The sequence below is a fragment of the Kitasatospora sp. A2-31 genome (genome assembly GCF_022288725.1).
Taxonomy (GTDB): domain Bacteria; phylum Actinomycetota; class Actinomycetes; order Streptomycetales; family Streptomycetaceae; genus Kitasatospora.
The window spans coordinates 36,946-62,061 of record NZ_JAKNTA010000005.1 but is presented as its reverse complement, the minus strand read 5'-3'; the positions used below and the strand labels follow the sequence as shown (position 1 = coordinate 62,061).

Below are 25,116 nucleotides of genomic sequence, written 5' to 3'. Positions count from 1 at the left end.
CGCGCCACCAGCTCAGCCGGTGGGCTGACCGGGGAGCAGGACACCGCCCATGCGGATGGCGAAGGCGGTCGCCAGGATGAGAGCGAGCCCGCCGACGGACCATCAGGGCGTGTTAGCAGGCAGGTTGAGTTGCGAGCATCAGATGTGATGACAACTCAGCTCCTGTTTCGGTCTCCTCGTGGCGCCGAGCGGCCTCACCGACACCGAGCAGGGCCACGACGAGGCCGGCCAGTGGCCTCCCACGGGGAGTCGCTCAATGGATCGGCAGGAACGGACTGGGGGCGCCGTGCCAGGAGATCGACAGTGCGTCGCGGGCACGGGTGGCGGCTACGAAGAGCAGGTTGCGGCTCTGCTTCAGTTCCCGTTCGTAGCGCTTGGAGTCGGTGTGCGCGAACTTCTCGATCAGTGCCGTGCGCGGCAGGATGCCGTCGCTTGCGCCGATGATGGCGAGCTTCTGGTACTCCAGGCCTTTGAACCGGTGCATGGTGCCGATGTGTACCTCGCCGCCGCCTTGAGGACCGTCCTTGGTGAGGGTCGCGGTGGTGATGCCGTGCTTCAGTGAGAGATCGGCGGCGACGCGGCCAGCCATGTCGCCGTCCGCGACGCAGACGGCCATGGCGCCGCTGGGGTCGCGGACGGTGCCGTCTTCGCCGGGGCGGATGATCTCCTCGCGCCACAGTTTCAGTCTGGCGGCGAGCCGGGTGATCTCGTCGTCCCAGTCCGTACAGGCGACGAACTCCGGTGCCGGCCCCCGGAGCAGGGAGTGGTAGCCGCTGAGGTTCTCGGTGCCGTCGTCGAGATCGTCGTAGGGTGCGTCTCCGACCACCTTGGCGGCCTGGTCGAGGATCTCCTGGGTGGTGCGGTAACTCAGGGTCAGTTTGGAGGCTTTGCCGCGGATGTTGATCCCGACGGTGGAGAGGGTGACCTGGCGGTCGTAAATTCGCTGGTGGGTGTCCCCGGCGATAAACAAGTCGTTCGGACCGGGAGCAGCCATCGCCCGAAGCATCTTCCAGTGGGCGGCGCTGAGGTCCTGGGCCTCATCGACGACGATGTGTTGGTAGCGGTGACGGAGGTAACGGACAGCGGAGCTCTTGTCGTCGAGGTGGATCAGGTCTCCACCCCCGATCTCGGCCTTCCGCGCGGCACGCTCCTGGATCTTACGGGCGCGCTCCATCTCGTAGCGCGCGGCCCGTTCCGCGGACTGCGCCCAGGTTTCGCGCTTCATGCTGTTCAGGCGCAGCGTGAACTGTTCCAGCAGTTGCCAGACGCTTCCGCGTTCGGGGCGGGTGAGGGCGCGGCCCATGCCCGGGCGCCGGGCCTTGAAGTAGTCCTGCCGGGTGGCAAGCGACTGGCCCAGGATCACCTGCTCCCACTCGTCGAAGAGGAATTCCGTGTCCCAGCGCCGTTGCGGGTCATGCTCGAAGAGGATCTCGCCGAGAACTTCCTTTGCCTGGGCGTCGCCGATGAGCGAGCGCTGAGCACCAGCGGCGCTGTTTTCATTGAGGACGCTTTGGGCGAGGATGTCGATGTGCTTGATGTCCACGCGGGCGAGCAGGTCGGGAGGGATCAGTGAGCTGAGCCGCGACCGGAGGTCGGCGGTGAGGTTCTTGGTGTAGGTGGTCAGAAGGATCGGCTTGTCCCGGCCGGGCTGGAGCTGGGCGGCGAGCCGGGCGGTGCGGTGCAGCGCGACAATGGTCTTGCCAGTGCCGGGGCCTCCGCTGACCCGGGCGGCACCGCTGTAGTTCCGCTCGACGATCTTGCGTTGCGTGGGGTGGAGGTAGACCTTCCAGGCCCGGAAGTCACCCTCGGCGAGCACGTTGCGAAGGTCGTCGTCGACGGTGGTGACGGCGGTACGGGTGAGGGCGGCGCCCATGTCGTCCTCGAAGCCCGGTTCGAGGACGGTGGCGGCGGGCCTGGTGATCTCGCTCTCCACCTCCTCGACACTCATGCCGGCGCCCAGGCCGGTGAGCACTTCGGCGGTGAGGCGCGGTGCGCCGGCGACGAGCTGGTCGAGTTCGTCGTCGGTGGTGACCAGGAGGGCCACCTCGACCAGAGCATCCGCGACACCGAGACGGCGGAGGTCGTCGGCCGTGCAGGCGGCGAGGAGCGGCACCCCGGACGGTTCCGCGCCAGGGGTCGGAACGGCGGCAGGCTCGGGTACGGCAACAGGCTCGGGTACGGCGGCGGCCTCCAGCGGAACCCGCTCCGCCGGGTCGGGCGTGAGCTGGATGCCAGCCCGCTTGAGCACGCTCTGACCGACGACGCCGAGGTCGACGAACTCGATTTCGCCGGTAACCCGGTTGATGGCGACGCTGAGCTCTTCGTAGACATGCTTGCGGTGCCGCACGGCAACGACGAGCCATTGCTCGACGCCGTCCGGGCCCTTGCCGGCGGGAGCGAGGAGGGCGCGGTACGACGGGTCGATCTTGGCGCGGTAGATGCGGCGGTCGCCCTTGAGGGGCTTGAGGTCGAGCTTGGGGTGCCCCGGATCGTTCCGGAACAGGTGGCAGAAGTCGTAGAACTTCGTCTTGACCGACGAGTCCATCTTGTAGAGCTCGTTCTCGGCCTTCTGATAGAGGCTCAGGCGTGCTGTCATCGTGCGGCACTCGGTTCGTGGGAGTCGGAGGCGGAGTCGGGACGATCTGTGGCATCAGGAAGAGCGGCGAGCAGGTCGTCTAGCAGGTCGAGCCAGTCGTCGGCCGAGCGTACGGTGAAGCCCGCGTCGCGGTAGGCCTGCCAGGTCTTGTGGTGTTCCTCGTCGTCGCTGTCGTACGGCTCGGCCATGATCGCGATCCGCAGCCCTTCGTCGGCCCAGACGAGGTCGGCGAGCCAGCCACGGTCACCGAGTTCGTAGCCGTAGACGGGTGCCCGCTTGCCGCGGTCGGCCAGGGCGTGGGCGAGGCGAGCGAGCGGGCCGTCAGGTTCGTCCTCGTCCAGGTAGCCGAGGATCTCCCGGTCCCAGAGCAGGTCCCGCAGGGCGACCTCCAGCGGGGTCTCGTCCAGTGGTCCAGCCGCCGCGGCCTGCAGTGCGCGCTCGCCCTCGCTGTACTGGACGACCAGGGATTCGAGTTCACCGATCCCGCCGAACGCCTTTAGCGTGCCGAGGTCGAACAGGCCCGCGCTGGAGGTGGTGAGCTGGACACCGTCGCCACCAGCGTGGGCGAGGAACTGCAGCAGATTGGACCACTGGAGCCAGGCCCGCCACCGTGCCTTGTGCTCAGGGGTGCCGAGCTGGTCGGTCTCCGTGTCATCGAGGCAGACCAGCGCCGTCCAACGACCGGTGGCGCCGTCGACCATGAAGGCGACGGGCAGTCCGGACCGATCGCTGGCCTGGAACAGGTTGACCGTCCCGCCCGCCGTCACAGGGGCCGGGTCGATGCCGCCGGTCCGCCCCCAGGCCTCGAGAAGCGTTTCGAGCGTCCGGCGTGCCTTCTCAGCGGAGCCGTTACCGACGAGCGTCATGGGGTTGGCACCGAGCAGTCCGCCCACGACGGATGCGGCCCGCCTGCCCCAGGCGGCGTCGTCGGGGCTGCGCAGGTATGCGAGGAGCTGGCTCATCGGGTCGAGGAAGGCGGTGTGGTCCAGGTCGTCCTCGCCGTGCTCGGCGTGCAACTGCTTGGCCACCGCTCGGGCAGTGTGCTCGTACGGAGGCCACACTGGATCGGCTGTCTCGCGGTCTCCGGTGTGCACGCCTATCTGCTGCTCGAACGCGGCCAGGTCGTCCCACGTGAGCTGGAAGACGGCACGCCCCTGCGCCCGCAGCCGGTTTCGCTTGTCCGCGTCGCCCGCGAGCCGGTTGTGACGTCGGGAGGCGTGGAAGCGGCGGCCGTCGAGGTACACCGTCACCTTCCGCTTGGGGCCTTCGGTTCGCTCGAAGGTGAAGTCGGTGCGGGTGAAGCCCTCGCTACGCTGTGCGGTGAGGCGCCAGCCGTGAACCGTGGTCGAGCCCTTGAGCCGGAGGTACCCGCTGTTGTCACCGCTCTCATCGAGCGAGGCGTCGCTGCCCCGCTTCTCGGCCCACGCCCGCAGCACGGTGAGGAAGCGCGCCTCGAGATCGGATTCGACCTGTCCGTCCAGCCCGATCTCGTCGGTATTGCCGATCTCCTGGGTGGCCCAGGCGTCGGTGTCCCGGCCGAGGAGGTCGTCGAGGATCTCCAGCGCCGCCTGCCGGGACACGGCCTCGATGTGCCGGTCGTCGGTGTAGCGGTACAGGCAGCGGTGGCAGGCGGGCCGGTTCTCCCGGACACACGGACAGTCGACGAGGAGGGTCCGCGCGTCTTCGAGGACCTGGCGGAAGGCGGCCGGGGCGGTGAGCCGGTCGAGATAGCCAGTGCCGTGCGGGAGCCGGTCGTAGAGGACGAGGAAGTGCCTCGTCTCCTCCGTGTCGCGATCGGGCATGGTGGCGAGGCAGGAGTCCAGGTGCTGCGGGTCGCCGCCGAAGGCACGGTCGACGCCGAGCCGCAGTGCGGCCTGGAAGGAGTACACCTTCTCGTCGACCAGAACGGTCGCGGCGGGGAGCAGGATGCGCAGTGCCTCAGTCTCCAACTCATGGGCGAGCAACACCTGTTCCTGCGGCACCGTCTTCGTGCCGCGCCGGTGCGGGCACCAGGGCGTGTGGTGCTTGAGAGCACGCTGGCGGTTGGCCGAGGCGTCGACGGCGTCGCGGTCGTCGTCGAACACCGGCTGCCCATCCGCGCTCGCGGCGCCGCATGCGGTGCACACCTCGAAGGGCGCGATCCGTACTGGCCGCCCGGCGAGCTGGTCACCCTCCTGGGCGCCGATCCTCAGTGGCCCGACGTTGACCCGGCGGATCACGGCGCGACGCGTGTAGTCGATGCCGAACACCTCGCTGGTGTGCCGCCAGGAGGTCTTGGGCACGAAGTCACCGGGGGCGATGTCGACCATGTCGACGACGCTGTAGAACCGCCGGTCGCGGTCGTCGCTCTCGTCCCCGATGCGGGCGTCCTCGCGCTTGGCGCGGGCGGTAACCGTGGTTGGCTGGACGATCTGCCACAGGCTGCCGGAGTCGGCAATGCCGGTGTCCCCGCAGCGTGGGCAGGGTGAGATGTCGTGCTCAGCGTTGTGCGTGCGCACGTGGCCGCAGGAGGGGCAGAAACGCCAGTAGCGCCAGTCCTGTTCCGGGCCCGTGACGATGTCGATGCCGGTGATGCGGTGCTTGTAGCCCTCCGCGTAGAAGGTGTTGCCGGGCGCGAGTTCTGCGATCGCGAAGGAACGCGGCCGTTCGTAGGTGTACGGCTTCGACTTGTACTGCTCCTGCCCGGTGGCGGTCTTCCCCTCCGGCCAGTAGAGCGTGGCGGCGAGCGTGGTCGTCGAGTCGATGAGTGCGTAGTTCGGGAGAAGCCCGAGGTCGCACAGGACGGTCTGGGCGGGTTGGCGCAGCCTGGCCCCGCCCTTCTTGGACAGTGCCCGCGCCTCGGCCTCCAACTCGGCCTTCGTTCGGGCCTGTTCCTCGTCGCCGTCCTTCAGCTCGTCGATGGCCGAGCGGATCGTACGGATGCGGTCGCGCAGCTTCTGGCTCTCGCGTTCCCAGTTGCGCTCTGCCCGCTCGACCGCGCTGCGCAGGCGGCGCGTCGCGTACTTCGTCAGTTCGGCCCGGGCGTTCTCGCTGACGCCGGACGGGAAGAGGTCGAGGAAGCCTCGGACCAGCTCCTCGCCATGGGCAAGGGCGGCAGCGGCGAAGTCCTCCAGATAGCCGGACGGGCCGAACAGTTCGTCCACCCGGCGCGGCAACGCGGCCAGCGGCCTGCCGTCCTCGCGCAGCAGCCGTCCGCGGGCCGCGAGGTCGAGCAGGTGGGCGGTGTACTGGCGGCGCAGGATCTCGACGGCCGACAGATACGAGCCGGGCGGCACGATCTCTCCGTCGATCATGTCGCGCGGCCGGTCCAGGAAGTACAAGTCGCGGCGCGAGCGGTCTGGGATGGTGAGCAGGAACGCGTTGCCGGTACGGCGGCCAGCCCGCCCCGCCTGCTGGGTGTAGTTGGCGGGACGGCGCGGCAGGGCCCCGAGCACGACGGCCGACAGGTCGCCGATGTCGATGCCCATCTCCAGGGTCGGGGTGCAGGAGAGCACATTGGGGTCGTTGAAGCCCTCACCCTTGCGGAACGCCTTCTCGATGCCCTCACGCTTGGGCCGGGAGAGCAGTCCGGTGTGCTCCGCGGTGATCACCTGGAATATGCCGGCCCGCCGGTAGAGGCCTCGGTAGTAGTCGTCGCGATAGTCGCGGTCGCGGTCGTGCCGGTCGATGGTCTCCTGCCAGCGGTCGCCGGCGACGAGCCGCCCCGAGGCGCATCGGTACGCGCGGCAGGGCTGGCCGTGGTACTGGGTCAGCAGCGACGGGTGCACGGTCTGCTCCCAGAAGCACCTGGGGCAGCGCACGTACGCACTGTTGACCTGCTCGTCGGAGAGCAGCTGGAGCTGCACGGACCCCGGCTGGAGCCCGTAGATCCGGGCCGCCGAGTCGCCCGGAGTGCGGGAGGCGAGCAGCCCGGCGTCGGCGAGCCGGGGCAACAGGCGGAGCCAGAACTCGTCCGCCTGCTCGCGGGTCAGGCCCAGGCAGCGCTGCGCCCACGTCTCATACCAGGACAGGCGCCCGGCCGCGACGTCGAACTCACTGTTGGGCTTCGGCTTGGCGAGCAGGAAGACCGGGGCGGCCACACCCTTGGGGAAGGCCTTCATGCCGGGCGGGCGGCCGCCCCAGATAAAGAACCGGCTGGTCCCCGCCTCGTCGAGGTACTTCCCCAGCCAGCGGTGACCGATTGCGCCACGGGTGCGCATCCGGTCGAGGAAGCCTCGCAGGAAGGCGATGTAGCGGTCGTCGTCGTGCTCGGTTAGGGCGAGGCCTCGCTCTGCCGTCTCCTCGTGGGCGGTGCGGACCAGCGCGATCGCCGCCCGCTCGTCGGGGATGGCGGCGAATGCCGCGGCAGTACGGGTGAGTTCGAGGGTGCGGCCGTTGCGGGAGCGGTGGCCGAACTCCATCACGGCCTCGAAGGCGAACCGCTCGCCGATCAGGTCCCACGTCCGCTTGTCCCCGCCACGGCCGGCACCCGACAGCAGGCGGGCCACGCCCGTGTCGTCGTGCAGGTCGGGCGGGACGACGGCGGCCAGGGTCTTGCGGTCGGTGGTGGCCTCGACCACGTCGGCCACCAGGTCGTTGAGCGCAGTGGGCCGGTGCTCGCTCAGATGCTTGGTGAACAGGGCGCGGAGCGAGAACGTGTAGGAACGGGAAGCGACGAAGCCGGCCCGGTGCGCGGCGTCCTGCACCGAGTCGTTGAACATCAGCGTCTTCGTCTCACGCTGCTCCTCGTCCATCTCCCCGCCGGTGAACAGCTGGGTGATGGATGCGGCGGCGAGCGCGGCGGCACCGGTGCCGAGGAAGCGGATCGCGTTGTGGGTACCGCAGGCCGGGCACCAGTCGTCCTGTGCCGCGCGCTCCGCGCGCTCGCCCAGCTGGACGAGGACGAACGCTGCGTCCACGCCTCGCGGTCGCGGATCGCCGTCCGCGGTGTAGTCGTCGGCCGGATCCGGCAGCCGCAGCCGGCGGTCGGGGCCGTCCAGCACCATCAGGACGCCCGCACCTCCGGTGGTCAGCGACCGCTGGGCCGCCGGGTCCATCGCGGCCCGGCCGCTTCCCTCCATGGCCTCCTTGTCGGTGGCCGCGATCAGGGTACGGATCTTCGCCTTGTCGGCGGTCACCGAAGCGCGCCGGATCTTGTGGGACTCGAAGCTCAGCTCCTCGGCGTCCGACTCGGGCGCCAGGACGGACCAGCCGGAGCGGCCGCACTCGCGGCAGTACACAGCTGGCAGGAACAGCCGGGTCTCACGGGGGCCGGTGGTGTCCGGCGTCGTCCGCGACGGGGCCTGCGCCCCGGCCGCGTCCCAGGCGAAGGACGCCTGGGGCCACGGCTGGACGCCGCGCAGCATCCGCGTCACCGACCGCGCCCACTGGTGCACCTCCACCTGCACCAGCGGACGGCTGTTCCCGGCGGGCTCGTCCGGATCCCGGGCGACGGACAGCAGGGCGACGAACCGGGCCAGGGCGAGTGCCGCCACCTCGGGCCGGGTGGTGATCACCTCGTCCCAACTGGCGGCCCCATGGCGCCGCATGACGTCCAGGATCTCGTCGTACGTGCGCACCGTGCCGTCGAACGCGGCCAGGACGGCGTAGGTGAGCCGGTTCCGCTTGAGCGCCGCGCCCAGCGTCCGGCCGTCGAGCGGGCCGGTCGCGTCGAACCGGCTCCCTGTGACGGCCTCGGCGAGTGCGGCCAGTGCCGCGTCGCCGGAGGCGGGGTCGGGAAGTGTGGTGAGCGCTTCGGGCATGGGTACCCGGCCGGGCAGGAACTTGGCGTCCGGGACCGTCTCGTCAAGTATGAACTCGTCGACGGTAAGCCGGTCCTCGCCGACAACGGCGTCCTCGGTGAACTCGGTGCCGAAGACGTGCGCGGCGACGTCGAGCAGCTGACGCACCCCGTCCGCGCCGGTTCCGGACGCGAGGGTGGCGGAGGTGGCGACCGGGGTGATCGTCCCCAGCGGGCTACCGGGCTGCGTCGCCCCGACGGCGGAGGCCAGGCGGCGCAGCAGCATCGCCACGTCGGTGCCCTGCGCGCCGTCGTAGGTGTGGAACTCGTCCACCACCACGTAGCGGATGTCGCTGCCCTCCCACAGCGACGCGTCCGCGGAGCGCTGCAGCAGCAGGTCCAACATCTTGTAGTTGGTGATCAGGATGTCCGGCGGGGACAGCTGCATGTCCTGCCGGCGCGTGTAGACGTGGTCGTAGTGCGTCGCCGCCTTGTCGCCGATGTACAGGCCGGCCCGAACTCCGAAGAGCGCTTCCTGATGCTCGGTCAACAGGTCGTTGATCCGTCCTGCCTGGTCGGTGGCGAGGGCGTTCATCGGATACAGGAAGACAGCCTTGACACCGCGGTTCCCGGCAGCGCGCTCGCGGGCGCAATGGTCGAGCACCGGGTAGAGGAACGATTCCGTCTTGCCGGAGCCGGTGCCGGTGGTGACCAGGGTCGGCTGCGGGGTGTGACCGTCCTTCGTGGTGAGCCGGGCGAAAGCGCGGGCCTGGTGCGCGTACGGCGACCAGCCGTCGGCGCGGTGCCAGTCCAGGTGCTGCTGCCAGCCGTTCTCGGCGCGCGTGAACGGTGTGCGCAGGCGCAGGTACGGGCCACGGAACATGCCCGTGGACTCGTCCCCGAGGAAGGTGTGGAGGGCCTTGCGGGCGCCCTCGTCGGCCAGTCCGTAGGTGGTGGCGAGGTATTGGAGCAGGCTCTCCTTCAGCCCCTGCGCTTCCAGCGTCGGCCTCACGGCTTCGGGACCTCCATCGTCGTCGGGTTCCACAGGCCCTTGGCCACGGCGTCGTTCAGGCGCTCGGCGAAGTGGGCGTGGGCGCGTCGCATCTCCGCTTCGCGGTCGGCCTTGTAGAAGGGCGCGGCGTAGCCGTCGGGGACGGGGTTCGCCGCGCGGTCCTCCTGGTAGGCCTGGAACTGGGTCCAGTGGTCCTTGGTCTGGTCGAAGCCGTAGGTGTAGCGGTCACCGGCGATCTTGCGCTCGTTGGCATCGAACCAGGTCACCCGGTCGAAGTCCTGCATGATCGGGAAACGGGCCCGGTACATGGCAACGAGCGTGTCCGCGTCGATGCCCAGCCAGACGGCGACGAGCGCGTCGATCTCGACGAGCGCGGCTCGGCGCGCGTACTCGGTGCGGAGCGAGGTGTCCCGCCGCCAAGAGGGCGTTACGGCGTGCAGCTCGGTCTTCAGGCCGGGCCACTTGATCGCCCATGGCTCGTAGCCGGGCCAGCTGGGGTCGTAGAGCTCTTCCCAGAGGTCTGCGTAGGCGGTGGTCAGGGCATTGAGGCGGAGGGTGCGGAGGAGGAGAGCGGAGGCGAGGGGATGGTCGGACTGCGCCTGCGGCAGGCGCTTGGCCTGGGCGACGTCCAGATGCCCCACACCCGCAGTACGGAGAAGGTAGTCCACCGGCAGCGCAGCCATGAACCCAGCGGCGAGGGTGGTCAGCCGAGATGTGACGAAACGTGCGGAACGCACTGCGTGAATGTGAGTCGCCCCCGGCGGGATCAGAGCCCCGTAAAGAGCACGTTCGGTGTCAGGCGCAACCATTTCGCGCCATGCCAGGCGGTACCACCCGCTGTTCGGTGCGCCTGCCTTGTCCTGCAGAAACTCCTCGATCTCCGTTTTTGCGACGTCTTCGAGTTCGATCCCACGCTTCTCAGCGACCGTCCGCCGTGCCATTGCCCGTTCCTCCTCCGAAGCGAGCAGCTCCTCGTAGCGGTCCCAGTCGGTCCAGTGGTCCTGCTCTCCCCGGAACACGTTGACCGGGGCCACCCGCCGGTACTCCGACTCTGGCACCGCGTCGTCCGCGAGCGCCCGCGGGTCGAGGCCACGTGTCTCGCCGCCGCCCTGGCTGGGCTGCTTGAACATCGGATTGGCGACGCCGATCTGCGGGCCCTTGAGGATGACGTCCTCCCAGGACTCCGCCTGGTAGTCCTCTTGGCCGTCAACGCCGGTGTTGTAGTCGATGAGCCGCAGGTTCTTGCCAGGACCGAACTTCGTCTTCTTGGCAGCGCTTTCGTGGCACCCCGGAGTGATGTCCGGCGCCAGGGCGCCGAGCCGCAACGGGTACAGGCCCAGTGCATCAATTGCCGGATCCTCGGCCGTGCTCACCGGCGTGAGCAGGCGCGTGTGCTCCACCGGCCCCACGTCACCGGCGAGGCGCTGCCAGCGCCGCAGAGTGTCCGGGGTGACACGGATGACCCGCTTCGGGTGCGGGCGCTCGTCCCAGTCGCCCCGATACTTCACGCCGGGATCTTCGTCGTCCTTCTCGACAGCGGCTACGGCCGACATCCGCAGGGTGTCGACCGTGAACAGCCAGGACAGCGAGTCGAACGCGATGTCCCCCGCACTCCCGTAGATGTGCACGCCGAAATGGCTCGACCGACCCACAGGCGGCGGGAAGAACCGGTTGCCCGCGTTGACGAAGTCGCCGTGCACCCGCAGTCGCGTGTAGGCGGCCGCCCGCAACCTCGCTTCCTTGTCGCCAGCGAAGTGCGTGTCCGGGTGCACCATTCCCGCCGTGCCGTGGGCGGCCGCGTGGTCCCACACCTCGCACATGAACGCGCGGTACAGGTCGGGCTGACTCCCCGAGATCAGGGGATAGACGGGCCCAGCCGCCAGGTATGACGCTGTCGTGACCGTGTTCGTGACCTCGCGCAGCAGGTCGTCCTGCACCTTCCGTCGTCCGAGCTCCACCTCCCGCCGACGGGCCTTCTCCTCGGCCTTCGGCTTCTCTTGGAGCACGAACCACGGCTCGGACTCAGCGAGAACCGGGTCCTCCTTCCACTCCGGGCGCACCCACGGCGGGTTTCCGACCTGGAGGTCGAATCCTCCAGTCTGCCCCGCGAAGACCCCGGCGTATTCCAACTCCCAGTGCAGGAAGCCCTGTTCCGCTGCGATGTCGCGGACGGTCCGCATCCACGGGTACCGCGTCTCGACGGCTCGGCGGGCATCGTCCATGCCCATCTCAGCCTCGATCAGCTTCTCCAGGTCCTTCAGCTTGGCCAGCGAGTCGACGGCCGTGGCGAAGGTCCCCTTGGGTACTTCGCCCGTCCCGACCATGGACTCCAGGAACGCGAGCCAGTCGTCGAGACCGGTGAGCGCGATGACCGCGCGGCGACGCACTGGGCCGCCCGCCCCCTTGCGGCCGGACGACGCGCCGGCCTTCCTGATCTCCCGCCGCTCGACGAGGTTGCCCTCGTCCGCCCCTTCGCCCTCGCCGAAGGCCAACTGGTCTCCGGGCATGGCGAACAGCAGCCCGTGTTCCACGAACGCGGGCTCGGGCTCGGGCTCTGCGACCGGATCAGTGGTCCCCATGATCGGCGCCACTCCCGAGGACAGCAGTGCGTCCAGACCGACGACCGGCGCGGAGGCGTACTCGGGGTCCGAGCCGTCCAGCAGGCCCACCTTATCGAGCGGCCAGAACCAGAGCGCGCACCAGGCGTCCATGACCTGCTTAAGACGCCAGTACGGCGAGCCCTCCGCCTCGAACAGGTCCTTGAAGACCTGCTCCTTGGTCAGCGGCAGCGCGACGCCCGCGTTCTCCTTGTCTCGGCGGAGGAAGGCGTACTCCTCGGCGTCCTCCGACCCGTCAGCGCCCCAGATGTCTATGGTGCGTGCGATCTCCTGCTCGCTGAGTTCCAGCCTCTTGGCGACCAGCCCCCACAGGTACTCCACCCGCTCCGCGACCGCCTGGAGCCGGGCCAGCTGGCTGCCCTTGCCGCCGGTGGTCTTCGGCTTCGTCGTCACCGTCTTCCGCCATGCCTTCAGGGCGTCGAGCTGTTCGCCGGCGAGCTGCTCGACCAGCTTCTTCGCGTCCCCACCGGCGTCTGCGATCGCGCCCCACCCGGGCGAGGGCAGCAGGAACTGGTGCACCGCGCCTTCCGGCAGCGGCTGCTCCGCACCATCCTCGGCGGACCGGAACGGCAGCTTGGCCGGCGTCTGCGCGGCGATGTTCCGCTGCTTCTTGATGCGGTCTGCTGCGTACACCCAACGCCTGGCCCCGATCAGCGAGTTGCCGCGCCGCAGGTGCAGGCCGAACCAGGGCGCGCGCATGCCGGGGTGCATGGTGTTGAGCCACAGCGACACCTCGGCGAGTTCGACGCCGGTGGCGTTGAGGTCGACGCCGTACGCGTTGTGGAGGGCGATGTACGCCTTGACCTTCTGCTTGGCCTCCAGCGCCTGCGAGGTGTCGAGGGTGAGGCCCAACTCCTCCTGGCGGCGCTTGAGGTACGCCTCGGCGACCTGGTTGATCGCCTCGTTGAGGAAGGCGCCGGAGCCCAGGGCCGGTTCGCAGATGGTGTAGCGGAGCAGTTCGCTCGCCCGTGTCCGGACGGTCTTGCCGTCCTCGTCCTTCTTCTGGTCGAGCCGGTGTTTCAGGGCCAGTTCGACGGTGACCCTGGTCAGCGACTCAGGGGTGTAGTAGGACGCCGAGGTCTCGCGGTCGCGGCCGGCGAGACGGTATACGAACGTACCGGGCTCGTACTTCTTCGGGCCGCGCAGTCCGTGCTGCTCTGCGTCCTGCGCCGAGTAGACGACATGGGTATTCGTCGGGTAGTCGCTCAGCCGGTCCGCGGGGATGAGCCAGGAGCCCTTCTCGGGGTCACCGTGCTGCTGGGTGCCGCTCTTCGCGCCGGGTTTGGCGACCTCGGCAAGCAGCCGCTCGTCGTCGATGATGCCGGTGTAGGACATCAAGCCCTCGTAGACGGCGCCGAGCTGGTTGATGCCGAGGTTGCGGTAGGAGATGAAGCCGCCCTGTCGGCCCTTTGCGCTCGCCTCCTTCATGGTGAGCAGGCGCAGCACCTCGTGCAGGGCCTCGTTGCGCAGCCGGAGGTCGAGCCACCTCGGGGCCTCGTCCGCTCCGTTGTCGGTCTCACCGCGCGGATCGCGGACGCCCCGGCCGATGAGGGTGATGGCCTTCGGGTCGAAGAGTTCGCTGCGCAGCGGCTCGAAGCGCAGACCGCGCTTCTCGCTGCGTTCCTCGGCCGTCTTGTGGTCGTCGGGCTCCGTGCCGTGCGGGCGGTGACCGTAGTTGACCTTGTTGAACAGGACGTCGAGCGAGGCGTAGAGGTGGAATCCGTTCTTGCTCTCCTCGTCGACCAGTTTCCGATCGCGGGAAACAAGTTCGCGCAGCCTGGCGACCGAGTACCCGGCTTCGTACGTGGAGTCGTCGGCGGGCAGGATGCCCAGCTCGGGGCGGGCCTCGGCGTAGAGGAGGAACAGGATGCGGTACAGGTAGCGCAGCGATTCGCGGGTCAGCTGCTTGGCGAAGGGGCCGTGGCGCTCCGGGTCCTCGATCTGCCGCGGCTTGACGCCGGCCTGCTTCAGGCGGGCCAGCACCTCGTTGGCGATGATCTCAACGGAGCGCTGGAGCCCCTTGCGCAGTTCGGAATTGACGCCGACTGCGTTGTCTCGGGAGGCCTTGAGCAGGTCGTCCATGCGGCGCCCCTTGCCGTCGGCTCGGGGGGCCAGCATGTCGCGGGAGAAGAGCGCGGCGAGCAGGGCGAGTTCGCCAGTCTTCTTGGTGTCGTTGCGCAGCAGTGCCGCGTCCACGTTCGCGGCGATGTAGCGGCCCTCGGACCAGGTGGTGCGGTCGGCGAGGACGATCACGCCGCCGCAGAGCAGCAGTACGAAGCGCGGCGCCTCGCCCCCGGGGTCGCCCAGTTCGCTCTGGAAGAGCCAGCCGGCGAGCTTCTCGCCCGCGCTGATCAGACCTTCGTGGGTCTTGAGGGGCTCCAGCAGGCGGCCCGCACCGTCGGCGTCGAATGCGTCGTCGAGGTTGTCGGTCCACCCGCAGTGAAGGGCGATGATGCCGTCCCCATGCCAGGCGACGGGGACTTCGTACGCGTGGCCAGCGTTGTGCAGCGGCAGTACCGTGTCCGACTTTGCGTATCCGAGGGCGGCGAGCAGGTCGGTGTGCCAGGAGGTGAGGCGCTCGCCCCACTCCTCGGCTTGGTCGTCCTGTGCGGCCAAGGCCGGTCGGATCCGACCGGCGTATTCGGTGTGCAGCCGTAGGATGAGCTCGCGCGGAGTGGCCTGCGGGTCCTGCTGGTCGGTCTCGCGGTTGGTCCAGAGCGCGAACAGGCCTTCGTCGTCTGCGGCCTTCTTCTTGAGGGTGTTCTCCAGCTCTTCGCTGAAATAGTGGGCGGAGAGGTATTCGCCGCGGTTCGCGAAGGAGTCGAAGGTGTAGCTCATCGGGCGGACTCCTCGGCGCGGGCAGCGGTGGATGCGGCGGAGTAGAGGGGTTCGAGGACGGCGAGGACCCGGAGCATAGGATCGCCGGAGGTGCGCAGTCCTCGGACCAGCTCTCGACGGTCGGATGCGGTGCCCTCCACCTTTTCGCGGCGGCGGTGCTGATTGCCGGCGACTTCCAGCGCGACCTGCTCCCAGGTCTGGACGCGGTCCTCGTATGGGGCGAGGTAGCCGTCGATCAGCCGGTCGTACTCGGCGCGGCGGGCCAGCAGGTGGGCCTCCGCCGCGTCGACGGCAGCCGGCACAAGGGCTTGCAGCCGGTCCTCGTCGAGGATCCGGTCGCGTCCCGGCATGTTCGGTCCGACGCCGCAGGCGGCGAGGAACGCCGAGTCCATCCGCCAGATTCGGGGGTCGGTGCTGTCGAGGCCGGTGACGGCCATCCACTCGACGACGGTCGGGATGCCTGCGGCGTTGGAGTAGACGCCTTGCAGCAGGTAGACGGGGCCGTTCAGTGCGGCCGGCAGGTCGGGGTGAATGCGGGCGGCCTTGGCGGCGTCAGGCCGGTGGGCGAGAACGAACGCCTCGTCGTACTTGAGCTCGGCGAGGACCTTGTCCGTCACCCAGTCGAGGACCGGGTGGATGTCGGACACGTAGGAGACGTTCGGCCACTGTGACGCGGTCTGCTCGGTCTTTCCGCGCTTGGCGTCGCGGGCGGCTTCGAGGCGCTCCGCCGCGTACTTCCGGTTGAAGGTGACGCTCAGTGTGCCGTCGTACTTGGACGTGGTGAGGATCTTCTCCTGGCTGAGGTACGAGGCGGGCAGTTCGCGCAACCGGTACTGAAGGTCGTCCGGCGGTGTGAACTCGATACGGCCCCGGTCCGTGACGGGCTTCCAGCCGATGGCCTCACGCTTGGCCTGCGGGTAGACCAGGTCCATGGCGGCGTGGAAGTACGCCTCGGTGGAGGCGAACAGGTGCGGCACGTCCGCCTTGGCCACTGGAGGGAGGCCCGCGACGGCCGCCGCAGCCGACGGGTCCGCGATCAGCGCGTTGACGTTCGCGAGGATGCCGGCCAGGACACCGCCTGCCTCCTGCCGGGACTGCTGGATGGAGCGGTCCACCGTGCTGCCCTTGATCAGGTCGCGAGTCAGACGGTCGTCTTCCTTCTTGGCGTCGTACAGGCCGGTGACCGCCTCGGCGCAGCCTTCGCCCGTCTCGATCTGGTGGGCCTGCTCCTCGCGGCGCAGCAGCCGGACACCGACCAGTCGGTCGTCGAGGGTGAGCTGCTCCCCGGTCGGTTCGTCGCGCCGCCACGGGACGTCGGCGGTCAGGGTGATCGCGCGGAACTCGGGGCTAACGGCCTGGCCGTAGCGGTCGATCCGGCCGTTGCGCTGCTCGATCCGGATGAGCGACCACGGCAGGTCGTAGTGGATGAGGTCGTGGCACTGGTGGTGCAGGTTGACGCCCTCGGAGGCGATGTCGCCGGTGAACAGCAGCCGTACCGGCTCGTCGCGGCGGCCGAAGCGATCGACGATCTCCCGCTGCTGGTCGTCGTTGGTTGTGTCGCCGTGCATCACCTCGACCGCCCCGCCGTACGCCTTCCAGGGGCGCGTCTGCTCCGCCAGGCCCGGCTTCGTCTTGAAGCCCAGCCGCTCCGGGACCACCTGCGCGAGCCACCCCAACGTGGCGATCCGCTCCGAGAAGATCACGACCCGGCGTTCGGAGCGCGGGCCGACGCCGAGGTCCTTCAGCACGTTCACCAGCGCATCCAGTTTGGCGGAGTCTTTGTCTTCGAACTCTGCGACCAGCGCTTCGAGTTCGGCGAGGGCTCGGCGTTCCGCGGCGAACGCGTCGCGGACCTTCGGAGCCGCCTCGGCGCGCTGCGGGTGCTCAAGGTAGGCGCGGCGGTTGGCGAGCGATTTGCGCAGGGCGACATGGGAGGAGAGGAACGCCTTCAGGAAGCCGTACGCGACCATCGGGTCGGCGCAGACCGAGGAGTGGGCGGGATCACCGGGAGTCCATTCGGCGGCCAGCTTTTCCAGAACGGCCACCTCCTTCGGCGTGGCCGGGGCCGGGACCGGAAGGGACGGGCCGCGTTCCGCCCAAGGCTTGTCCTTCAGGCCGTCACGCACCTCGCGGTCCGTCTTGGTGCGGCGGATGTAGAGGTGGTCAAGGTCCGTGACCTTGTAGTTCTTGACGTCGGCGATCGCCGCCGGGTCGAGCATCCGGATCAACTCGGCGAAGGACTCGGCATCGCCATTGTGCGGGGTCGCCGAGGCCAGGATCAGGGCGTCGGTGTTCTTGGCGAGCCGCTCTGCGAGGCGGTTGTTCCGGGTGCCCTTGTTGACCAGGTTGTGCGACTCGTCGATGACTACCGCGTCCCATGCGGTGTTCTCGAGGTGATGCGCGTAGGTGGCCGACTTGAGCGTGTCGACGGAGACGATCACCCGCTTGAAATGGGCGAAGGGGTTACGCCCGGCGGGGATCTCCTGCTGGATGCGCTGGATGCCGGTGGAGTCCAGGCGCACCAGCGGCAAGGAGAACCGGGTCCACATCTCGCGCTGGAACTGCTCCAGGACATGGGCCGGTGTGACAACGAGGATGCGCTCTCCCCGGCCCCGCCGGATCAGCTCCGCCAGGGTGACGCCGATCTCCAGGGTCTTGCCGAGGCCTACCACGTCGGCGATGAGCAGCCGCGGCTGCGGATTGCGCATGGACAGCGCCCGCTCGGCCGGGCGCAGCTGGTGCTCCTGGCGGTCCATCAGGAAGGAGTCAGCCAGTGCGAGCCCGTGCTCGGTTTGCGGGAGCGCGGTCTTGCGGATCACCGCCTCGAGGTAGAGGCGGGCCTTGTTGTGCTTCGAGGTCTTGTCCGGGACGAGAGCGGTCTTCCGCGGGTCGAGCACGTCGATCTGGTCGAGGCCCTCGTAGAAGACCGCGTCCGTGCCACGGACGAACGCGGATACACCACTGACCTCTACCATCAGCCCGTCACGACTCTCGGTGACCGACTTGACCAGCCACTGTGCGTCTCGGATGCGGACCTGGGCGCCGGGGGCGAAGGTCGGCTTCGCGCCCGCTGGGAAGGCCGAGTCCTCGGCGGTGCCCGGAACGGAATCGTCGGGCAGTGGCGCCGTGGTCACGTTGTGCTCCTCGATGAATGATGTGCTCGGCCGGTTCAGCGGTGCTGCCGTACCCACGTCTACTGTCTACCGCAAGCGCGGGGGCTGGGTGAGAGGTCTCAGGGCCTTTGTCGCTCGGACCACGTCAGCTCCCCGCGTACCGCGTACCGCTTACGCAGTTCGTCGGCCACGCGCTGGGACGCGGGCGGCCGGCCGGGTCTCGCGGCGGAGGGCTGGGCTGCCACAGGGGAACTTGTCAGGGCGGGCGCCAGCTCGGCGGGGAGGCCACCCGAGTCGGGAGTGCCCTCCTCGTCGGACGCGGACTCGCTCTCGGTCCTGGGCGCGACCTCCGGCAGCTCCCGCAGCAGCTTGTCGAGCGCGTCCAGGCGGTCGAGCATGACGGCGTCCGGCTGCGGGAAGGCCACAGAAGCACCGTCGGCCGACCTGGTCTGCTGGATCAGCGCATGACGGGCACGGGCCGGACTGGTGCCCAGGTCCCGCAAGAGATCGGCGCAGTGCCGGGTCACCTGGTCCAGCGTGGGGCGATCGCCCGGTTCGAAGGCGAGCATCGAGGCCACGAGCGGGGCCAGCGACTCCGGCAGCCCGGCCAGGTCGGGTTGGACGTCCGGGCTCACCACCTGCACCGCAATGGCCTCCCACCGAATGCCGTCGTAGGGTGCGTGGCCCGTGGCGGCGTGCAGGAGGACCGTTCCCAGCCCGTACACGTCCGCCGCCCCCGTTACCTCGGTCTCGCCACGTGCCTGCTCGGGCGGCATGCAGCGGACCGTGCCGAGCACAGTTCCGGGCTGACTCAGGGAACCCTTCGACGCCTCCAGAAAGGCACCGAGGCCGAAGTCGATGATCACCGGGCCGAAGTCGCCCAGGATGACATTGGAGGCTTTGAGGTCCCGATGCAGCAGACCGACCCCGTGCACCGCGGCCAGCCCCTCGGCAAGCAGCGCGCCCACACTCGCCACCAGCGGCGCCGGCAGCGGACCCTGGTCCTTCACGACCTCGGTGAGCGGCCGGCCAGGAACGTAGTCCATGGCCAGCCACGGCTGCTCGGCTAGGGGGTCCGCGTCGAGAAAACGGGCCACCCTGCCCGTGCCGGAAATGGTGCGCGCGATCTCCGCCTCCCGCTCGAAGCGGGCACGGGAATGCGGATCGATCTTGTCAGGCCTGATGACTTTGACCGCGACCGGATCGCCCGCGACGGAGTAAGCCAGGTACACCGCCCCCATGCCTCCGGTGCCGAGGCACCGCTCGACGGCGTACGGGCCGATCCGCTGCGGCAGGACGGTACCTGTCACCAGCTTCCCCCCGGGTTCCACAGTGCCGACATGAACGCGATGACGTGAGTGTCCCACCCGCCTCAGAAGGCTCTACGGAGCGGTGTGGACACTGACGAATCACCCGCACAGCGTACCGATCGATACCGGCCTCCGCCGAAGGTGCCATCGTTCCGTGACCCGGGGAACGGGCGGGAGCGACCGGGACGACAAACAGCGGGCCACCGCGATGTGCGTGTCAGCACCTGACCACAGAGCGATGGAGCACATGGGCGAGGGGGCGGGTCATCGACAGGTCGGCGCGCTTGGCCAGCACTGGGATCCGACCATGCTGGACTACGGCCGCCACGACCACGGTCTGTTCGTCTACGGCATCGGCGACTGGTCACCCCCGATCGCCTCCGGCCACATCCAAGCCGCCACCCCGCCGCCCGCGGACACCGACATCGCGCCTCTGCTCACCTCCTGGTGCCAGAAATGGGGCTACACCCCATGAACCGGCCACTCATGACCTCCGCCGTTGGGTGGGGCGAGGTCCAGCAACTCATAGGGTCCGAAGCGCCGCCTCACAGGCCGCGACACCGCTTGTCCGCCAGCGGGGGCGGGTACCAGTGCTCACCGGGGCGCATGGGGAGATAGTGGGAATGGTCCATCGGGCCGGTGTCCAGCCTGCACAACTGCGCGGCAGCGGGTCCTCGGGAACGTCCGGGTCGGCCCCCGCGGTGTGCACCGCGAGCACTGCGGGCTCAACGCCGGCGCCAGTGGCCTCGCCCTGCTCCAGCTCAAGCAGAACGGTGATCGATCCCATGAGTCGATCATCGGGCGGACCCGCTCTATTCACCACGCCGGGTAGGCCTTCCGTGGGGCCGCGCGCGCCCCGCCTCAGTGACGCACCTCGCACCAGGAGGACGCCAAAGTACCGACGGGGCTTGGCTCAGCCCGAACGCCGTCCTTAGAAGCCGTTGTTGTACCGAACTTGATCGGCGTGTTTCCGCAGCTCAGGCATGACGCCGGTGTTGGCGAGGCAGGCTCGGGTGGTCGGGTTGTCTCGTCGGTGGAGGTGCCGGGATGGCGTCGGTCGTGGGTCTGCTGGAAGAGCGGGAGCTGGCCGCGCGAGAGCGTGTGGAGGGGCTCCGGGAGGAGGCGGATCGGGTGCTGGCCGCGCTCGCGGAGGCGGAGACGGACTGGCAGGAGTGGCTGATCGCGCGTCAGCGGGTCGGCGAAGTCCTGGCCGCGCCGCAGCCCCGGGAAGCCGGCCCGGCGGCCGGTCCGGAACCGGTCAGGGAGCCCTTGGCGCCGGAGCCGGTGATCGTCCCGGACGCGCCCGCCGAGGTGCCGACGCCGCGAGCGGCTCGCTCGGGTTCGATCGTGCCGGTGTGGCGGCCCGTGCTGTCGACGGACGCGCTGGCCGCGGACTACCAGCAGATCTTGTCCCTGCTGGCCGAACGCCGCGCGGACGGGGAAGACGTGATGACGTGCCAGGAGATCACCGCCGCCTTGGGGCTGGCGGCGGTCCCGGCGAGCGTGGAGGGCGTGCGGTCGAAGATGAAGCGGCTGGCGGACCGGGGCTGGGCCGACGAGCCGTCCCCGGGCCGGTTCACGCTCGCCGCCGGGCCAGCCTGCGGGTCATGAGCATCGTCATCGACCACAGCACCATCTGCTCGTGGACGGCGGGCAGCGTCTCGTAGTCGCGCACCAGCCGGCGCGAGCGCATCAGCCAGCTCAGCGTTCTCTCCACCACCCAGCGCCTGGGCAGCACCACGAAGCCGGACACGTCGTCGTTCCGCTTGACGATCTTCAGAGTGAGCCGCAGTGCCTGCTTCGCCCATGCGACCAGGCGGCCCGCGTAACCGCCGTCGGCCCACACCAGGATGATCTTCCGGTAGCGGGCCCGGAGCTGCTGCAGCAGCGGCATCGCGGCGTCTCGGTCCGTCACGTTCGCGGCGGTGACCAACACGGCCAGCAGCAGCCCGAGGCAGTCGACCACGACGTGGCGCTTGCGACCGGGGACCTTCTTCGCGCCGTCGTATCCGCGTGAGGACGCCGGCACCGTGGCCGCCGCGCGCAGGGACTGCGCGTCGACCACCGCGGCGGTCGGCTCCGGGTCGCGGCCGGCGTCCTCGCGGACCAGGCCCCGCAGTCGGTCGTGCAACTCGGCCAGCAGGCCCCGCGCACGCCACCGCCGACAGAAGGCGTAGACCCGGTCCCACGCGGGGAAGTCCGCCGGCATCGCCCGCCACTTGATCCCGTTGTCGACCAGGTAGCGCACCGCGTCCAGCAGCTGCCGGTGACAGTAACCCTCCGGCTGCCCGCCCCGCCCCTCCAACCACGCCGGGACCGGCATCGCGTCCCGCACCACAGCCCACTCCGCGTCCGTCATGTCCGAGTCGTAGCGGCGCGCACGGTCCGGCCGGTCACCCGCGTTCCCGAACCGGTGAGCGAGACAATCACACGACCGGGTAACCGAGTTGGACGACACGGGCATGGAAACGCAAGACTGCGACACAGGGCCTCCCGGCCAGCTCGTTTGGACTTCGACAATCCCGAGCTGGACAGGAGGCCCTGCCTTCATGCGCGCCCCGAGGAAAGATCACTCAGCCGTGTGGCCGCACTCGAACCGATGTCCACCATGATCGGTACGACAACGGCTTCTTACTCCTCCTCGGGTTCAGTGGTCAGATCCGGGCTGACCTGTGTCTGGGAGGAGACCTCGTCGATTGCCTCGACCACGAGCCGGGGGACCACCTCGACGGCGGTAGCGAGGACTCCTTCGATCGGCACCGCGTACCGGCTGGAGTCCACGTCGGTGTGCCGGGCCCACTGGGCTGGCTGGTACCGGGCGAGCATGGACAGGGTGTGCAGGACGGCCCACCAGGCCATGAGCGGGTGGATGCCCTGCGGCGCTCCGGCGACGGCGGGCAGGAACAGTTGTTGGCCGTCGTAGGTCCGCGTCAGGGTCCTGAGATAGGCCCTGCGCTCCGAGCCCCGGGCCCCTGGGTCAGGGCTGGTCCAGTGGGCCGTGATGTAGAACCAGCCGTTGCCGTTCTCTCCGAAGACCGGCCCTGCATCCGGCACTGCGCCAGAGCGCACGTAGCTGTCGTAGCCGACCGCGTCAGGGTAGGCCTGGAGATAGGTGTCCAGCGCCTTACGGGTATCCGAGGCCTCCGCGACCCAGACTGGCAGGAAGTTCAGCGCGGCGGTGGCCAGCGGGTGAGGGTCCGGATAGCTGTCGGGGACGACGACGATCGGTGTGCGCCGCACGCGCTCGTCCGCGCTGATCGGGCTGTCGATGGTCTCCAGCAGGCAGTCCCACAGTGTGGTGAGGCGCACTGGGGCATTGCCCCAGATGGGCGACTGCAGCAACTTCGAGATCCTGGTGAAGCTGCCCTGGTCCCCTTCCTTGTCGGTACGGATTTCGACGTCGGGGAAGGCGGCATCCATGGACCGGGTCTTGATGCCGTGGCCGTTCAGCTTCCAGGAGTCGTCATCCTCGCCGATGCCAGCGGCAGCTGCCGCGATCGCGCGTCCAGCCTGGCTGAGGCCATAGAAGAGGGTCAAGGGTGCGGCGGCCGGTCCTGTCACTTCGGCGGCGCGGAACAGTTCTTCGGCCTGCTGCAAGGCTGAAACATACGTGCGTTGCCGATCGGGCGTCAGCAAGGCAGGGCCCGGAGGCCTCCACCTGGTCGACCGGAGCTTGTCCCATCCGCTGGCGGTGCTCTGACCCATCGTTCTCATGGGCAGACGGTAGCCAGCTGCTGCTTCCATGCGCCAGCCGAATCCGCTCTCTCTGAGGGCCTGTTGGTGCCGTTCGGCCGCAGGCGGCGAGCGCTACCGGCCGGAGGCATCATCGGCGGGTCTATTCCCAATGGGTTGAAACCGAGAGAACCGCAATATGCCTTGATATCCACTTATATACACAGATATGGTGTCTGTCCGAGCGCCGCTTGGTGCCGCTGAGGTCATGGGGACCGCGCCGAGGGTCTTTTGTGCGGACGCCGACAAGGCAGTGGAGATCGCGGGGTCCACCGTTGCACCTGCAGACGTACATCGAGCGGAACATGACGGCCCTGCTCGGCCCCGTTTTCTGGACTCCGAGATATCCACTGGGCCAGTGCACGCCCGGCGCATCGACTCGCTCGATCTGGATGAGGACGGCTCCCCGGTGGTGTGGAGTTCAAGAAGGGCAACGACAGCGGAGTCATCTCGCAGGCCGTCTCCTACCTGACCTGGTTGAAGAGCAGCCGCCACGAGTTCGAGGCCCTCGTCAGAGCGAAGCTGGGGCCGGAGGCGGCCGCCTCCATCGACTGGCGTGCTCCCCGAGTGCTGTGCAGCGCGGCCGGGTTCTCCCACCACGACCGGGGGGCGGTCGGCGACCTCGGCCGGCACTGGCCGATCGACCTGGTCCGCTACCGGATCTTCGACGGCGGGCTGCTGAGCCTCTAGCTCGTCGAGCCGGTCTCCGCCACCATCAGCACGACAGTCGGGCGCAGATCGAACGCGCCCGCGGTGCCGACGGCCGACGCCGAGGCGAGCAAGCTGCCGGTGCCTGGTGAAGTCCCGGAGTGCCTCCGTCACCTGTACGGCGAGCTCACCGTGTCCGGCGAGATGGAGGCCGTCCCCCTTCGGCACTACATCGCCTACCGCCAGCTGCAGAACGTGGCGAGTGTGATCTTCCGGCCGTCGCCTTCCCACCGGGCGATCCTGCTGTACCTGCGGCTGGACCCGGACACGGTGGAGCTGGAGGAGGGCTTCACGCGCGCCATGCGCGGGATCGGGCACCTCGGCACCGGCGACCTGGAGGTAAGGATCGTCTCGGCACCGGACCTGGAGAAGGCGGTGCCGTTGATCCGGCGGGCGGTCGAGGCGGCCTGACGAAACGGTGAGGGCGGCTGGAGCACGATGCTCCAGCCGCCCTTCTGCGTCTGCGGCCGATCCGGGGCCGGCTGTCCGAGGTTCTCACCGTCACGCCTCCGGCCCGGCAAGGACGAAGTCGTCCTGGCTCAGCTCGGCGCGCAGCCGCTGGTCCGCGATCTCGGCGTAGTGCGGGGACAGCTCGCGCCGACGAAGCGCCGACTCGGCACTGCGCGAGGCCCGGGTCAGCAGAGCACGCCGCGTTCTCCTAAGCCGCTCCGGAACTCTCAGCACGGCTGCCAAGGCCACCACCGAACTCAGCGATCGCGAGTACGACGTCGCTCTGCACGTCGCCCTCGGGCACACCTACGACGGAGTCGCCGAGCGGCTCGGCTGCTCCTCCAGCTCCGCCGCCAACGTGATGTCCAGGCTGATGCACCGCCGAGGCCTCAGCGACCGCACCCGCGCCATCGCAGACCTCATCAACTCCGAGGTGCTCGACACCACCGAACTGCGCGCGGCCCTGCCCGACAGACTCCCGGAACTCGCCCCACGCGACCACCAGGTGCTCTCCCTGCTCGCCACCCACGAGGTGCGCGCCGTCGCGCGGATGACCCGCATCAACCAGGACACCATCGGCAGGGTCATCACCCGGGCCACCACCGCCATCGGAGCCCGCAACCGCACCCACGCCGTCGTCATGACCCTCCTGCTCAGTACGGCTTTGGGCGCATCGGCCCCGCCGCGATACCTTCCCCTGGCAGCTGACGGGCGCCACTCCTCGGAAGCACCTGCAATACCGAGCGCCTCCAGAACCGGATCACCGCCCTGGCGGAGGCGGGACCGCCCACCTCCCGCAGAGCACGGCCCGATTGTCAGCGACCCGTGGCACACTGCCCTGTTCGACCCGCAACAGCCTTACCAATATGAAGAGTTGGAACCGTTCACCGGATCGTGTGGCATCTGTTGCGACACGCCGACGCGGCCCCGCCGGGCCGCCTACGGTGGGACACCCGCCCCTGCACTTACGTACGACGAACGATCACCAGTTTGATCGCAGCTTCGCCATGCCCTGAACCG

Annotated in this window: 13 protein-coding genes; 5 read left to right on the top strand and 8 right to left on the bottom strand. The window is 69.2% G+C overall.

What is annotated here, in order from left to right; genetic code table 11:
* Positions 1–253: 253 nt before the first annotated feature.
* The 5 genes from MCM47_RS15435 to MCM47_RS15415 are packed head-to-tail and all read right to left on the bottom strand — an operon-like array spanning position 254 to position 19,206.
* On the bottom strand, positions 254–2,596 hold the full coding sequence (locus MCM47_RS15435) for a UvrD-helicase domain-containing protein (RefSeq protein WP_238862186.1): 2,343 nt from the start codon (positions 2,594–2,596) through the stop codon (positions 254–256).
* On the bottom strand, positions 2,593–9,327 hold the full coding sequence (locus tag MCM47_RS15430; protein ID WP_238862185.1) for a DEAD/DEAH box helicase: 6,735 nt from the start codon (positions 9,325–9,327) through the stop codon (positions 2,593–2,595). The genes MCM47_RS15435 and MCM47_RS15430 overlap by 4 nt, the downstream gene beginning before the upstream one ends.
* Positions 9,324–14,783: a hypothetical protein gene (locus MCM47_RS15425; protein WP_238862184.1), complete on the bottom strand. Its 5,460-nt coding sequence runs from the start codon at positions 14,781–14,783 to the stop codon at positions 9,324–9,326. The genes MCM47_RS15430 and MCM47_RS15425 overlap by 4 nt, the downstream gene beginning before the upstream one ends.
* On the bottom strand, positions 14,780–17,974 hold the full coding sequence (locus MCM47_RS15420) for a DEAD/DEAH box helicase (protein ID WP_238862183.1): 3,195 nt from the start codon (positions 17,972–17,974) through the stop codon (positions 14,780–14,782). The genes MCM47_RS15425 and MCM47_RS15420 overlap by 4 nt, the downstream gene beginning before the upstream one ends.
* A 41-nt stretch (positions 17,975–18,015) precedes the next feature.
* Positions 18,016–19,206: a serine/threonine-protein kinase gene (locus MCM47_RS15415; RefSeq protein WP_238862182.1), complete on the bottom strand. Its 1,191-nt coding sequence runs from the start codon at positions 19,204–19,206 to the stop codon at positions 18,016–18,018.
* Between the two features lie 214 nt (positions 19,207–19,420).
* On the opposite strand from MCM47_RS15415, the gene MCM47_RS15410 reads away from it, so the two are divergent.
* Together MCM47_RS15410 and MCM47_RS15405 are read left to right on the top strand one after the other, a co-directional pair.
* Positions 19,421–19,681 carry a hypothetical protein gene (locus MCM47_RS15410; protein ID WP_238862181.1) on the top strand — a complete coding sequence of 87 codons (261 nt, stop codon included), beginning with the start codon at positions 19,421–19,423 and terminating at the stop codon, positions 19,679–19,681.
* A gap of 572 nt (positions 19,682–20,253) precedes the next feature.
* Complete coding sequence (locus MCM47_RS15405) at positions 20,254–20,817, top strand: hypothetical protein (protein ID WP_238862180.1); 564 nt, start codon at positions 20,254–20,256, stop codon at positions 20,815–20,817.
* Here MCM47_RS15405 and MCM47_RS15400 read toward each other — a convergent pair.
* Together MCM47_RS15400 and MCM47_RS15395 are read right to left on the bottom strand one after the other, a co-directional pair.
* A complete protein-coding gene (locus MCM47_RS15400; protein ID WP_305067983.1) occupies positions 20,783–21,565 on the bottom strand; it encodes an IS5 family transposase in 783 nt (260 codons plus the stop codon). The two genes, MCM47_RS15405 and MCM47_RS15400, sit on opposite strands and share 35 nt — an antisense overlap.
* A gap of 272 nt (positions 21,566–21,837) precedes the next feature.
* The gene (locus MCM47_RS15395; RefSeq protein WP_374209153.1) at positions 21,838–22,911 is read right to left on the bottom strand and encodes a YaaC family protein; all 1,074 of its coding nucleotides are present in this window, start codon (positions 22,909–22,911) and stop codon (positions 21,838–21,840) included.
* A 441-nt stretch (positions 22,912–23,352) separates the two neighbouring features.
* On the opposite strand from MCM47_RS15395, the gene MCM47_RS15390 reads away from it, so the two are divergent.
* Both MCM47_RS15390 and MCM47_RS15385 read left to right on the top strand, forming a co-directional pair.
* Positions 23,353–23,628: a hypothetical protein gene (locus tag MCM47_RS15390; protein ID WP_238862178.1), complete on the top strand. Its 276-nt coding sequence runs from the start codon at positions 23,353–23,355 to the stop codon at positions 23,626–23,628.
* 63 nt (positions 23,629–23,691) lie between these two features.
* A complete protein-coding gene (locus MCM47_RS15385) occupies positions 23,692–24,057 on the top strand; it encodes a hypothetical protein (protein WP_238862177.1) in 366 nt (121 codons plus the stop codon).
* A gap of 90 nt (positions 24,058–24,147) precedes the next feature.
* Here the strand turns inward: MCM47_RS15385 and MCM47_RS44015 are convergent, their stop codons facing one another.
* Positions 24,148–24,339: a hypothetical protein gene (locus MCM47_RS44015; RefSeq protein ID WP_374209133.1), complete on the bottom strand. Its 192-nt coding sequence runs from the start codon at positions 24,337–24,339 to the stop codon at positions 24,148–24,150.
* A gap of 115 nt (positions 24,340–24,454) precedes the next feature.
* Between MCM47_RS44015 and MCM47_RS15375 the strand changes: the two genes are divergently transcribed.
* Complete coding sequence (locus tag MCM47_RS15375) at positions 24,455–25,090, top strand: hypothetical protein (RefSeq protein WP_238862176.1); 636 nt, start codon at positions 24,455–24,457, stop codon at positions 25,088–25,090.
* Positions 25,091–25,116 lie beyond the last annotated feature (26 nt).

Coding starts and splice junctions, on each gene's coding strand:
- MCM47_RS15435 (WP_238862186.1), bottom strand. CDS start 2,596: ATGACAGCACGCCTGAGCCTCTATCAGAAGGCCGAGAACGAGCTCTAC.
- MCM47_RS15425 (WP_238862184.1), bottom strand. CDS start 14,783: ATGAGCTACACCTTCGACTCCTTCGCGAACCGCGGCGAATACCTCTCC.
- MCM47_RS15405 (WP_238862180.1), top strand. CDS start 20,254: ATGGCGTCGGTCGTGGGTCTGCTGGAAGAGCGGGAGCTGGCCGCGCGA.
- MCM47_RS15400 (WP_305067983.1), bottom strand. CDS start 21,565: ATGACGGACGCGGAGTGGGCTGTGGTGCGGGACGCGATGCCGGTCCCG.
- MCM47_RS15395 (WP_374209153.1), bottom strand. CDS start 22,911: ATGGGTCAGAGCACCGCCAGCGGATGGGACAAGCTCCGGTCGACCAGG.